Raw genomic sequence first — 11,990 nt, 5'->3', positions numbered from 1 at the left:
TCAGCCTCCGAGGGCCTCCGTGACGGCCGCTCGATCGACATCGGACAGGCCGATCACCACGAGCTTCGGCTCGCCCGACGATTCACCGTTGCCGCGGTCGAACCAGCTCTCCAGCCTCTGACCCACGGCCTGGACGACCAGCGGCACCTTTTTGCCGTCGATCGCAAGGCGACCCTTGATGCGCAGAACGCCGGGCATGGCGAGCGCCTTGGTGATACGTGCTTCGGCCTCGGCCTTATCCGGCGCGGTCACGGCGATGCTGAAGGAATCGAAATCGTCGTGCTCGTGCTCCTCGCCTTCCATCTCATGGTGCGAAAGCCGGGTCTCGCTGTCGTCCTCCGCCCCGGCCCCAACACCCAGGAGGACCTCCGGCGGCACGATGCCGTGTGTGGCACGGATGAGCGACGCAGCGACGCGCTTGTCCTCTCCGACGCGCTTTTCCACGCGCAGCATGCCCGCTTCATCAACGAGATCGCTCTTTGACAGGATGATGAGATCGGCACAGCGCAGCTGATCCTCGAACAATTCCTCGATCGGATCGTCATGGTCGAGCGACTGGTCGGCTTCGCGTTGCGCGACGAGCTTCGCTTCGTCGCTCGCCATACGACCGGCCGCGACGGCCTCGGCATCGACGACGGTCACCACCCCATCGACGGTCACCCGGTCGCGGACAGCAGGCCAGGCAAAGGCTTTGACGAGCGGCTGCGGCAGAGCGAGGCCCGACGTCTCGATGACGATGTGGTCAGGCGCCTGGCCGCGTGCGAGGAGACCTTCCATCGCAGGCAGGAAATCATCGGCAACCGTGCAACAGATGCAGCCGTTGGACAACTCGACGATATCCTCCTCGCCGCAGGCAGGACTGCCGCAATCGGAAAGAATGCCGCCGTCGAAGCCGGTGTCTCCAAATTCATTGACGATGAGCGCGATCTTTCTGCCGTTCGCGTTATCGAGGATGTGACGGATGATCGTCGTCTTTCCGGCTCCAAGGAAGCCGGTGATGATCGTCGCGGGAATGCGTTCCGAAGCGTTTGTCATAAAGGAAGCTGTCCTTTCAGTGCCAGAGGCAGTCCGGCCGCCATGAAGACGACCAGCTCCGCCGAGCGGGCGATTTCCTGGTTGAGACGGCCCTGCGCATCGCGGAAGCGACGAGCCAGGGCGTTATCGGGTACGATGCCGAGGCCGACCTCGTTGGAGACAAGGACGACGGGGCCTTTCGCCGCGGCAAGGGCTGCGCAGAGGTCGCGCGTACGCACGGCGATGTCCTCTTCGGCGAACAAAATGTTGGAAAGCCAGAGCGTGAGGCAGTCGACGAGCAGGGCCCGATCCGGCGCGGCCTCCCCGGCGAGGACGTCCGCAAGCGCGACCGGCTCCTCGACGGTGCGCCATGCCGGTCCGCGCCGGGCCTGATGTGCGGCGATACGCTCACCCATCTCCGCATCGTCGTCGGCGGGAGGGCACGTCGCGACGTAGACGGGGTTGAGCCCGCTTCCCTCCACGAGGCGTTCCGCATAGGCGCTTTTTCCCGAGCGGGCGCCGCCCAAAACGAGTGCCGTGGTTATCATGCGGATTTCGCGGAGCGTTTCCGCGCCAGGGGCAAGGCAGACGACGCGAGCGGTCGGATGCTTACCGTCCAGCCGGTCGCAACAAAGGCCGCATGACCCTCGGCCATGCCTTGAACGTGAGGAAACATGACTGCCTCAATGGCAGCGCGGCAAAGATGCGTTTTCTGAAAGATCAGGCGGCAGACACCGCCCGCGTATGGAAGCGAAACCGCTTTGCACGGTGCGCAGATCGTTGGCGATCAATGCGGCGCAGCCGGCTCGAACCCTGGATGGAATCGCAGACGGAAATGTTCCGGAACTTTGCATGCTATCCCCTTTGCCGTCCCTCCGACGGCGTTCGAGTTGCCCTGGTCCGGCAGGTCTCCTGGCTTGCGGGTCTCCGCCCTTCTGCGCCTTCCCGTTGCCGGTGGCTTGTGCAGGGGGCTCGCCGCGTACAGTTGCGGGGGCAGCTGCGGATGAGGGATCCCGATCTGGGTCATCCCTGTCGCATTCCCTTTTGATCCCCAGGTGCTGTGCACCATTCGGGAACCGGAACCATTTCAAAGACTAAACGGAATCGGAAGACTGTCGCAAGCGCGATTCCGCCGATCGCTCCGTTTCGCTCATGCGTGTATCGCCCGGCGAAACGAACGGTGTCTGCGAATCGATTTTGCTGGCAACAGCCGCCTTCCCATTGCCATTTCCCGCGGGCGCGGCCACGTCGAATCGCCGCGCCACGCCCGGATAACGCGTGTAGATCCACACAGTGAACCGCCGCCGCCAACGCCGCACCGCGGGAATATCGATCGACAACACGATCAGCCCGAGCGGCAGCATCCACAGGCCGAGCACCGGCAGGAAGGCGAAGAGACCGCCGAGAACCAGCAGAATCCCGATACCAACACGCAGAAGCGGGCTGTGCGGCAGAGGCATCTGCCGGCCAAAAAGATGGAGGCGCGAGCGCCGCTTCCTGTCGTTCTTTACCACTTCAGCTTCCTGCCTGTTTTGCATGCGTCAAAAATGGGCTGCGAAAGGATGCTTGCAATGCCCGATGAGTTTGGTATATCGCGCCTCAATTCCCCGGTAGCTCAGTTGGTAGAGCAAGCGGCTGTTAACCGCTGGGTCGCTGGTTCGAGTCCGGCCCGGGGAGCCACCTTCCTTCTCTTCTCATCCCACGATCCAGTCGAAACCGTGTCTTCACGGTGGGTGCCAAAAACTGTGAGCACCCGGAACGGTCTGGCCGAGGCAACGTCGCCTGGCCATTCACACGCCGCTCCCGCTTCTATCGACAGAATCGAAAACGATCGCCGTTCGACCTCGAAGGCGGGGTTCACGAAGAGATTCGCAGCGCGCCCAGCTCCGCGCTGAATCAGGCGTCTCCAGGCCGCAGCGGATGTGCAGAACGTGATCGAGCGCAGAAATATTCGCGACGACACCTCACGCGCCATCAACGTCGATACGAAAACAACCTCATAGTTATGATATGTGCCGGCACAGGATATCGCGCCGAAATGAAGTATATTCATTTCGATTAGTTTTTCTGGACACAATATATAAGCTGGAATAAAGGGATGGCTGATATTCTACATTGAGATACGCCCTCCCCCGATGCAATGACAGACTCCCCAGACCTCTCCAGCGACGAAGAGGCGTCCGCAGGACACGTTTTCCGTATCGCCGTCGGTGACGCTCTCGTCGTGATTCTCACTTTCCTCGTGATGTTCATGGGCGTCGGCCAGCTCAGCGCTGAAGCTGGCCTTAACGCCGTGCAGACCGCATTGATGACCAGCCTCACGGTCGCCGCGCCCGCTCAGGCTGCCGCCATGCAGATCCTGACGAGCGAGGGCGCAACCGCCGGCGCCTGGGCCGCGGCCGTTGTCGCCGTCATCATCGTCAATCTCCGCTTCATCGTCATGGTCGCCTCGGTCCTGGCGCGCTTGCCGGAGACGACATTCTGGCGCGCTTTGGGCGGCGTCGGGCTGATTTCGGCAAGCTCCTTCGCCGTCATCCTCCCCCGCCTCATGGAAGAGCCGCCTCCACGGCCGATTCTCTATTGCGGCATGGTCGGAGGCATGTGCTCGCTCTCCGCCGTCATCGGCGCCGTGGCCGGCCATCAGCTCGCAGCCTCCGTGCCGGTCATCGTCGGCGCGACTTTGGGCGCCATGATCCCGATCTATTTCGCCACGCTGATCGCCCGCCAGAAGAAGCTGCGCCCTTTGATGGTGAACGCGTTCTTCGGCGCACTTCTCGTGCCGCTCGGCGTGCCCTTCATGGGCGCATCCGCGCTCCTCGTCCTGCCTCTCATCGTGGCAGGCCTCAGCATGCTGGTCGATCAAGGAAAACAAGGAAATGCCTGACGTTCTCTCTCAATGGCAGCTTTGGGCGGTGGCGGCCGGCGCCGGCCTTGGGACGCTTATGTTGCGGCTCGTGCCGCTGTTTGCCCGAGAGGCGATTGGTGGCGAACGCATCCGCGAATTCTTCGACCGGGCAGGCTACGGCATTCTAGGCGGCATCGTCGCGACATCGGCTTTGCGCTCAGGCCAGGGCCTGTTTCACGGCGCGCCCCTCGTCGGATCCGTGGTCGCAATCGTCTGCGTGGTCATCGCCTTCACGATCGCCGTGTGGAAGGGCGGCACGATCGTGCCGACCCTCATCGGCCTTGCGGGTTTCGTGGCGGCCGGCCTCCTCTATCTCGGCTGACCGCCCCATTCGCGCAAACGCGCCGTCTATGCCGTCCGCTGAATGATCGGATAAGACCGCTTCACGGACACCGCGATAATGGCGGCGAGACCGGCTTTGACGAGATCCCCCGGAATGAAGGCCGCCGAGGCGATCGCAGTCTTCGTCAGCGGCAGGCCGACATTGACCGCGGTCCACGGGATACCGATCGCATAAAGAACCACGATGCCGCCGAGCGCGCAAAAGACGAACGACGTGATGACATTGAGTCGGTTCCAGCCCCATTCGTGCAAAGCGCCGACGGCGAAGGCGGCCGCGACCCACCCGAAAAGGTAACCGGCGGTCGGACCGAAGAAGACGCCGAGCCCGCCGCGACCGGCGGCAAGGAGCGGCAATCCGACGGCAACGAGCGCGAGGAAGAGCAGGATCGACAGCGCGCCCCGACGCGCCCCGAGGATGGCACCAGCCAGCATCGGCCCCATCGACTGAGCCGTGACAGGCACGCCGATCAGCGGCAGCATCACCGGCGGGAAAATTCCGAGCGCAGCCATGAAGGCCGCGAAAAGAGCGATATAGACTATGTCTTTAGTTGTGGTTCCGCGTCGTTGCATGACATCCTCGCATTGGACGTATTCGGCTCCAGGACGAAGCGCGGGGGCAACTCGCCTTCGTCGCCGGAGTGATCACTGTAGGGCGAGCGCGCATCGATCGCATCGGCAACATCGCTGGCCATTCGAAGGGTCCGGACGATAAGCGGCAAGGCGAGCGCGAGGGGATTGGCTCCAAGCCCCCTCGCCCGCTGCGCGTCGCGAATATCGTTTGCCTGTTGGGCAATGACCGGGATGAACCGGAGCGCCAGAGAAAACGCGAGCCCGACCTTGGCGGGATTGACGCCGAAACGCCGAAACGGCGTCAGCGCCTTTTCGACAGCCGCGATCAGCGCATCGGTGCGCGTCGTCAGGGTCACGAACGCGGCCAGAAGGATGAGCGTTGAGATCCGCAAGACGACGAGAGCGGCGAGCTCCCATGACTGCCAGACGCCCTGGACGATGAAGAGGAGCACCAGCAGCCACAACAGCGGACGCAATTGCTGGAACGCCTGCCGCTGCGAAATGCCTGCAAGCCAATAAAGCAGGAGCGTCGCGAGAAATGCGCCGGCGAGAACCGGAAGATTGCCGACGAGGACGAGCCCTGTGCCGGCCGCCGCCAGAACCAGGAGCTTGGCAGCCGCCGGCAGCTCATGCAGGAACGAGGATATCTCTCCGCGCGATCTCATTGCATACGCTCCACATAGCGCGCGAGGGCGGAATTCGGCGCGTCGTCGGCAATCACCCTGCCCTGGTCGAAGACGATGACGCGGTCGAATGATTCCAGTAGCGGCAAGTCGTGCGTGACGACGATGACGGTCTCTTCCATCTCGTCGATGACCTTCGCAACTCGCCTGGCGTTGCGCAAATCGAGGAGCGTCGTCGGCTCATCAAAAACGACGCAATCAGGCCGCGTGATGAGGACGCCCGCCAGGGCCAGAAGCTGCTTCTGTCCGCCGGACAGCGTATGCGAGGGATGCGAACGAAAAGGTCCGAGCCCGTAGCGGTCGAGCACCTCTTCGACGAGGGCGCCACGCTGGGCTGCGGGAAGCTTCAGCCCTTTGAGGCCGAAGGCAACATCTTCTTCCACGATCGGGAAGACGATCTGATTGTCTGGATTTTGGAAGACAAAACCCACCTTGCGACGAACCGCCTTGCCCGACTTGGCCGTATCGAGGCCGTCGACGAGAACCTGTCCGGAGGTGGGGATGAGAAGTCCGTTCAAGAGCCGGGCAAACGTGCTCTTGCCCGAACCATTGGAGCCGACGATCCCGATACGCTTCTCGTCCAGCGTCAGGTCGATGCCCTTCAAGGCCTCGAAGGTCTCGAAGCGCTGATGAACCGCGCGGATCTCGATCGTCGTCATAATCTGCCCCTTGGAGCGTTGGCGCCGCCGGCATCTCTCGTAAAAGAGACAGGCCGGCGGCTGCAGGTTCGGAATACGAACGTCATTCACATGTTCGTGCGCCGGAACCCTATTCGTAGCACCATCGCTTGAAACACTGTCTCAGGTGTTTCATTCTCAGGCGTGTTGCGCAGGATGAAACCCTGACTGGTCCTTCGGCAAAAGGTTCAACCAACCAGGGCGACGATCGCCGCGTAACCGAGTGAGGGGACGACCAGGCAGCCAAAGCCTGTGTAGAACGTCGCCGTCATCGCACCATAAGGAACCAGCCGCGGATCGGTAGCAGCCAATCCGGCGGCTGTTCCGCTGGTCGTTCCCATGAGACCACCATACACAGCCGCTGCGGCCGGGTTGTTGAGGCCTGCCATCTTGGCAAGGAACGGGGTCAGGATCATCACGGAGATCGACTTCACCACGCCGGCGGCAACCGACAGGGCGATGACTTCCGAAGATGCGCCGAGAGCCGCACCGGTCACCGGGCCGACGATGAAGGTCGCCGCGCCGCCGCCGATCGTGGCCATGTCGACCGGGTTCGTATAGCCGAACGCGTAAGCCGTCGCCGCACCGATCGCCGTCGACAGGATCATCGAGACGACAAGAGCGACCACACCGGGCACGCCGGCCTTCTTCAGCTCTTCAAGCTTCACGCCAAAGGCCGTGGCAACGATGGCGAAGTCACGGAAGACGCTGCCGCCCATCAGGCCGATACCTGCGAACAGGCCGACATCGGAAATGCCGTGCTTGCCGCCGGTGTATTTGCCTCCGATGAAGGCCAGGATCAGACCAATGACAATGGCGATCGCGGAAGCGTGGATGCGGTTGTTGAAGATTTTGCCGATATAGGTCGACACCCACATGATGAGGCCGACGACGACGAAGGCAGTAACCAGCGGATATTTGGAGACTGCTTGTACCAGGATGTCCATGATTATTTGACCTCCTTCGCGGATTCAGGCACCGCGACGGTGGCGGCAGGAGCAGCATTGTCCGCGTCGAGGGGCGGAAGTGGATCACTCTTCGGGCTGAGAGCCGCGATCGGCCGGATCAGCAGGAAGCCGGCGAACACCGCGCCAAGTCCGGCGACAAAGGCGAGAGCGCCGGCGTCGAAAGCCGCGACGACGTTCTGGCGGGCGCACATCGCGACCACGATCGGGATGTACATTGCACTCCAGAACATGATGCCGTCCTGGGCCAGCTTGGAGAGCTGTTCTTTGTCCATAAGCTGGCGCGAGATGATGACGAGCAACAGCATCGCAATGCCGACGCCGCCCACATTCGCGTCAATGCCAACAAGATGACCGATCAGGTAACCGAGGCCGGTACCTACGATCATGCACCCGCCCATCAGGGCTAGTCCGTAAATCACCATTTCACTTACTCCAGAGTATCGGAGCCTTCGTTTGAGAGGGCGGCGCGACGCGCCGCCCCACGTCACTCAATCACTCGACGACCATCAGAACGGCGCCCGGCTTCAGGCGCTCGCCAACGGAAGCCGAAATCGATTTGACCGTGCCGTCGACCGGCGAAGGCGTGTTGTTTTTCATCTTCATCGCCTCAACCACTGCGAGGCTCTGACCCTTCGTCACCGTGTCTCCGACGGCGACCTCGATCGACACGACGGTCGACGGCATTTTCACTTTGATATCCATCATTCACTCCATTGGTTTTCGATGGTTTCGGTTGCGGGGACCTTGCAATTTTCCCCGGAACGCCCGGCAACAGAGGCGCTAATATTCACCTCATCAGACGAGCAACTCTGCAATTCAATTCGATCTATGAGCTCCACATCATTAATCGTTTTCGCAAGAAGAACTTCTCTTCCTGAAATATATTCGGAAAGCTTGACGCCGACGGAACGATTAAATTCCAATTCGACATCAACTTTGACGCCGATCTCCCGCGAGATTGCCGCAAGCGACGCGTGAAAAGCTTGGAAATCCCCCCCGCGATCAGCATCGATCAGGAGATCGAGATCCGATTGAGGCCGCACATATGGAAGGCCCGTCACCGCAGCGAGCGCTGCCGATCCGATGAGACCGAGCCGGATCTCGAAACGGCGGGCGAGCGACAGCGCGACGCGCAAAGCCGCGTGCGGCGGAGGAAAACGCAGAGCCGCTCGCTCCATCACCTCGTAGGGTGACAGGAAAGACGCGACCTGTTCTGGCTCGACCAGGACCGAGCTTCTCACCCGTTCTTCGCCGATGCGCAGCGGGAAAGAGAAGCCAAGTTGACCCTGCCCGTCCGTGCAAGCCCTGGTCGGACGGCAGACGATGCCGGGAATCCGATCCGTCAGGAACCCATGCAGGACCGCCGCTTCGGTGGTGTGATCGCGCATCGTGTGCGGCAGACCTTCTACAAGGGCGGGCGCGAGCACCTGACGGGCGTCAGGATGGAGGTAAGCGAGGAAATGGCGCCGGTTCAGCATGGTCAGCGCCTCTTGATCCAGGCAGGATCCGCCTTCGCGGTCTTCTGCAAATTGGCCTGGGCCTCAACCAGTACGTCGAAGAGGCGCGTCTTCTCGGATCCGACGATCTCGACGCCGGCCTGTGTGGCAGCATCGCCGAGCGGAAGACCGGGGATGAGTTTGAGACGGGTCGCCGGAGCGCCGACCACGACGTCCGGCGCCACTTTCACGACGCGGCCTTTGATCCGCAAAATCGTGCGCGCCGCCTTCTCGATGGTCTCCGCGGCCATCGCCGTCGTGTGGGTGACGATGACTTCATATTCCGGATAGGTGCGTTCGCGGCGATAGGTGATGATTTCACCCGCGCGGTCGCACACATGCCCGGACTGCGAGACGATGAAGCTGTCGCCCATCGGCAGACCGCCGACGACAAGTTCGCGGTACGAAGGCCCGCGGGGCGATGCGACGAGACTGATGTCATCGCGCAGCGGCACGCCATCGAGGGTCAGCCAGCCGAATTCCTGGCAGCCATAAAGGTCGTGGACGGTGTAACCGAAACGTTCCGCAACCGGCAGCAGGCCTTCGTCGAGCGGCGTGCCGGCCGTGAGGAGGATAGCCCCCTCGGGCAATTCGTCCTTCAGTCCAAGCGGACCGGCCTGTTCCAGGCTTGCCCGCAGGAAAGAAGATTCTCCAAGAATAATCGAAGGCTTTTCCCGGCAGGCAGCAACAAGAAAGGCGTCGCGGCTCGAGCGCTTCAGGAAACTCCATTCCACCCCGCATTGGCGCAGCGCCTCTGCGGAGAAGACATTGACGAGAGGCGGATAGCTGACGAGCATCCGCGCTCCAGGCCCGGACCCAAGTCTTTCGAACAGGGTCCGGGCCACCGCGCAGCGGCCGGAAATCTCGCCATGGACCACGCCGACGATATTCTGGAACGCCGAAGAGCCTGTCGTGAAGGTGAGATACGCCAGATTTAAAGGCGTATGCACCTCCTCGATGACATGGGCGGCGGTAGGACCGTCGATACCCTTGTCCGCCAATGTCCGCCGCGGCATCTCCGCCAAAGTCGGAGCTGTGCCGAAAGCGTCCAGGGCTGCTTCGAGAACCGTCAAATCGTCAGACATGGTCGTCGTCCCTTTTGGGTCGTCAGCGAGATGGAGCGTATTTCTCGGCGACTGCTGCGAACTCTTGGTTCATCAGCTTGATCACTTCAGGCCGGACTTTGCGGCCTTCACGCTCTGCACCGAGCTGTCCCCGGCCCCACGGGCCGAGCTTGTCGGCTTCACCGGCCGCCTTGGCGGCACGGATCGCCTTGATGTGCTCGATGATCGTCGGACGCATGCCGTCGATCGTTCCGACCAGTTCCTCGACGCCACCAAGGGCGTAGAAGAAGCGGGGGCCGGCGGCGAAGACGGGATTGCCCTTCGACAATTCCTGCAGCGTCTCGAGGTCCTTGCGGATGATGCGCGACACCGAGGTGAGCGGCATCACGTGGATCATCGTGCCGAAATTGGCATCGAGCGACACGATGTGGTCCGCCTGCAGCCCGTGGCACAGGAAGGCGCCCGAGATCGCCCGGCCGATGACCATGGCAACGATCGGATGACCCGCGAGCCGAGCCTCGGCGAGCGCCAGCTGATAGGCCCCGGTCGCCTTGTTCATGCCGAAGATCTCTTCGACCTTGCCCGGACCGTTTCCTGGGGTGTCGACGATAAGGACGAGCGGACGCTTCTCGGCGACCGGCCTGGCCTTGTCGGCTTCGAGGGAGGCATAGACGGCCTGCGCCATCTTGTAGCCCTCCTCCATGCCGATGATGCCGGCATAGACGACAGGGAACTTCTCGTTGAAGGCGTTGGCGTCTGAGGCGATGATCGTCACCGCCTCGCCGTTGAGGGCTGCTGTTCCGACAACGGCACCCGGACCGAATTCGGGATCGTCGAAGGTTTTGGCACCGATGGTGCCCTCGTTGAAGCTGTCGGCATCGACGATCATGTCGATCGCGTCCCGACCTCTTCCCATCATGGTCTCAGTGGCTTCCATGATTGTCTCCTGATTAAGGGATTTGTGACCGGGCTCAGACCGACAGCCGCTTCACGTCGGCGAGAAACTCGTCGAGCGGAATGTCGGTGAGAGCGACGGGATCGGGATTGCCGGCTTTCGCCCAGACGTCACGGGCATCCTGCGGCTGCATCTCGGCAGCGAGCGCGACGGCACGCAGCTGGCGTTCGACGGCCTCGGGCGAGCCGATGCGGCGCATCTTCTCAAATTCCGAAACCGGAAGAACGGCGAGCTTGGCAACCGCATCGCGGAAGGCGCCGATCGTGTTCTGCACGAGGACGTTGCAATCGCCCATGATGTATTTGTGGCGACCGCCCGTGGTGCGGAAGACGAGCGCACGATCGGAAGAATCGAATTCTTCCTTGCCCATCTCCTGTTCGATGACCTCAGGACCGGTCAGGCCAAGGCGTCCGAACTCGCTCATTACGATGGCGTCCGTCGCAGCCGCGACAAAGCCCATGCCACCGAAGCAGCCGACCTTCGAGCCGATGAGCGTGATGACCGGCACCTTGTGGCGTGCCTTCTGCAACTGGTCCATCACCTCGGCATGGGCGAGAAGGCCCGCATTCGATTCATGCAGGCGCACGCCGCCGGTTTCGAAAGAGATGACGACGACCGGCTTCTCCTCGTCGGAGATGTTCGGATAGTCCGCCACCAGCTTGTCGTGGAATTCGATGGCAAGACGGATGGTGTTGACCATCTTCGCGCCACCGACCTCGCCGACGGAACCGCCGATGAAGCGGCCTTCCTGCGAGATGACGAAAACCGGGGTCTTGCCGATCTTGCCAACAGCGGTGACGATCCCGTCGTCGAATTCGACGGCTTCGCCCAAGACTTCCAGGTGCGGGCTGTAGAACCTGTCGAACGGACCCGCGAGTTCTGTGTAGGTGCCCTCGTCGACCAGGCCGACGGCCCGGGCGCGCGCATCAGATTCCAGGAAGCTCTGCTCCTGAAGATCATTCCATTTCGGCATCAGATCTCTCCTTACTCGCCGGTCGCTTCCGCAAAGCCCTGGCGCAGGCGCAGCAGGACCACGGCAGGCGTGGCGTTGTTGTCGTTGATCTCGAGGTGGACATCGCCGAGGAGCGTTTCGGAGACGAACTTCTCCACCACGCGCTTCCACAGGTCGTCGAAGCCAGCGACGGGGGTGACGATGCGGACCGAGACGGCGCCCTTCAGATCCTTGGGCTCCATCAGGACTTCCATGTCGCCCGAACCGACGACGCCGAGATGGATCGGCGTGTCGATCGAATGCGTCACCTCATCGAGCTTGAGGTCGAATTCCAAGGTATTCAAAGCCATGATTCAAAGGTCCT

At 62.1% G+C, this 11,990-nt stretch carries 16 protein-coding genes, 1 tRNA gene and 1 riboswitch; of the genes, 3 read left to right on the top strand and 14 right to left on the bottom strand.

The window, feature by feature from the left end; translation table 11 throughout:
- The 3 genes from cobW to NYQ83_RS17810 all read right to left on the bottom strand — a co-directional run bounded on the left by cobW (position 1) and on the right by NYQ83_RS17810 (position 2,528).
- Entirely contained in the window at positions 1 to 1,035 is a 1,035-nt protein-coding gene (gene cobW, locus NYQ83_RS00520; RefSeq protein ID WP_261211324.1) for a cobalamin biosynthesis protein CobW, read from the bottom strand.
- A complete protein-coding gene (gene cobU / locus NYQ83_RS00515; protein ID WP_261211321.1) occupies positions 1,032 to 1,562 on the bottom strand; it encodes a bifunctional adenosylcobinamide kinase/adenosylcobinamide-phosphate guanylyltransferase in 531 nt (176 codons plus the stop codon). The genes cobW and cobU overlap by 4 nt, the downstream gene beginning before the upstream one ends.
- A 336-nt stretch (positions 1,563 to 1,898) precedes the next feature.
- A riboswitch (cobalamin riboswitch) is annotated at positions 1,899 to 2,110 on the bottom strand.
- Positions 2,109 to 2,528 carry a hypothetical protein gene (locus tag NYQ83_RS17810; protein WP_409976935.1) on the bottom strand — a complete coding sequence of 140 codons (420 nt, stop codon included), beginning with the start codon at positions 2,526 to 2,528 and terminating at the stop codon, positions 2,109 to 2,111. (Overlaps the previous riboswitch by 2 nt.)
- 90 nt (positions 2,529 to 2,618) lie before the next feature.
- On the opposite strand from NYQ83_RS17810, the gene NYQ83_RS00505 reads away from it, so the two are divergent.
- From NYQ83_RS00505 to NYQ83_RS00495, 3 genes are all read left to right on the top strand, one after another.
- Positions 2,619 to 2,694: transfer RNA gene (locus NYQ83_RS00505), tRNA-Asn, on the top strand.
- Positions 2,695 to 3,154: 460 nt separating this feature from the next.
- Positions 3,155 to 3,898, top strand: a complete 744-nt coding sequence (locus NYQ83_RS00500; protein ID WP_261211320.1) for an AzlC family ABC transporter permease — start codon at positions 3,155 to 3,157, stop codon at positions 3,896 to 3,898.
- Positions 3,891 to 4,241 (top strand): AzlD domain-containing protein, encoded by a 351-nt coding sequence (locus tag NYQ83_RS00495; RefSeq protein ID WP_261211318.1) that lies wholly within the window; start codon positions 3,891 to 3,893, stop codon positions 4,239 to 4,241. The genes NYQ83_RS00500 and NYQ83_RS00495 overlap by 8 nt, the downstream gene beginning before the upstream one ends.
- Positions 4,242 to 4,267: 26 nt before the next feature.
- Here the strand turns inward: NYQ83_RS00495 and NYQ83_RS00490 are convergent, their stop codons facing one another.
- From NYQ83_RS00490 to mdcC, 11 genes are all read right to left on the bottom strand, one after another.
- Positions 4,268 to 4,771, bottom strand: a complete 504-nt coding sequence (locus tag NYQ83_RS00490; protein WP_261211317.1) for a biotin transporter BioY — start codon at positions 4,769 to 4,771, stop codon at positions 4,268 to 4,270.
- Between the two features lie 26 nt (positions 4,772 to 4,797).
- Positions 4,798 to 5,496 (bottom strand): energy-coupling factor transporter transmembrane component T family protein, encoded by a 699-nt coding sequence (locus NYQ83_RS00485; protein ID WP_261211316.1) that lies wholly within the window; start codon positions 5,494 to 5,496, stop codon positions 4,798 to 4,800.
- Positions 5,493 to 6,173: an energy-coupling factor ABC transporter ATP-binding protein gene (locus tag NYQ83_RS00480; protein WP_128294176.1), complete on the bottom strand. Its 681-nt coding sequence runs from the start codon at positions 6,171 to 6,173 to the stop codon at positions 5,493 to 5,495. The genes NYQ83_RS00485 and NYQ83_RS00480 overlap by 4 nt, the downstream gene beginning before the upstream one ends.
- A 206-nt stretch (positions 6,174 to 6,379) precedes the next feature.
- Entirely contained in the window at positions 6,380 to 7,141 is a 762-nt protein-coding gene (gene madM / locus NYQ83_RS00475) for a malonate transporter subunit MadM (RefSeq protein ID WP_409976966.1), read from the bottom strand.
- Positions 7,141 to 7,581: a malonate transporter subunit MadL gene (gene madL / locus NYQ83_RS00470; protein WP_092816082.1), complete on the bottom strand. Its 441-nt coding sequence runs from the start codon at positions 7,579 to 7,581 to the stop codon at positions 7,141 to 7,143. Before madL ends, madM begins: the two co-directional genes overlap by 1 nt.
- A gap of 70 nt (positions 7,582 to 7,651) precedes the next feature.
- Entirely contained in the window at positions 7,652 to 7,861 is a 210-nt protein-coding gene (locus tag NYQ83_RS00465) for a biotin/lipoyl-containing protein (RefSeq protein WP_261211306.1), read from the bottom strand.
- On the bottom strand, positions 7,861 to 8,637 hold the full coding sequence (mdcG, locus tag NYQ83_RS00460) for a malonate decarboxylase holo-[acyl-carrier-protein] synthase (RefSeq protein ID WP_261211304.1): 777 nt from the start codon (positions 8,635 to 8,637) through the stop codon (positions 7,861 to 7,863). The genes NYQ83_RS00465 and mdcG overlap by 1 nt, the downstream gene beginning before the upstream one ends.
- Before the next feature lie 2 nt (positions 8,638 to 8,639).
- Entirely contained in the window at positions 8,640 to 9,740 is a 1,101-nt protein-coding gene (locus tag NYQ83_RS00455) for an acyl carrier protein (protein ID WP_261211302.1), read from the bottom strand.
- Between the two features lie 22 nt (positions 9,741 to 9,762).
- Positions 9,763 to 10,656, bottom strand: a complete 894-nt coding sequence (gene mdcE / locus NYQ83_RS00450; RefSeq protein ID WP_261211300.1) for a biotin-independent malonate decarboxylase subunit gamma — start codon at positions 10,654 to 10,656, stop codon at positions 9,763 to 9,765.
- Between the two features lie 34 nt (positions 10,657 to 10,690).
- Positions 10,691 to 11,647 (bottom strand): biotin-independent malonate decarboxylase subunit beta, encoded by a 957-nt coding sequence (locus tag NYQ83_RS00445; protein ID WP_261211299.1) that lies wholly within the window; start codon positions 11,645 to 11,647, stop codon positions 10,691 to 10,693.
- Positions 11,648 to 11,658: 11 nt separating this feature from the next.
- Positions 11,659 to 11,976: a malonate decarboxylase acyl carrier protein gene (gene mdcC / locus NYQ83_RS00440; RefSeq protein ID WP_128294183.1), complete on the bottom strand. Its 318-nt coding sequence runs from the start codon at positions 11,974 to 11,976 to the stop codon at positions 11,659 to 11,661.
- Between the last annotated feature and the right edge of the window lie 14 nt (positions 11,977 to 11,990).

The organism is Afifella sp. JA880 (genome assembly GCF_025379905.1).
Taxonomy (GTDB): Bacteria; Pseudomonadota; Alphaproteobacteria; order Rhizobiales; family Afifellaceae; genus Afifella; species Afifella aestuarii.
The sequence above is the reverse complement of the archived record's forward strand: the minus strand, read 5'-3'. Positions and strand labels throughout refer to the sequence as shown.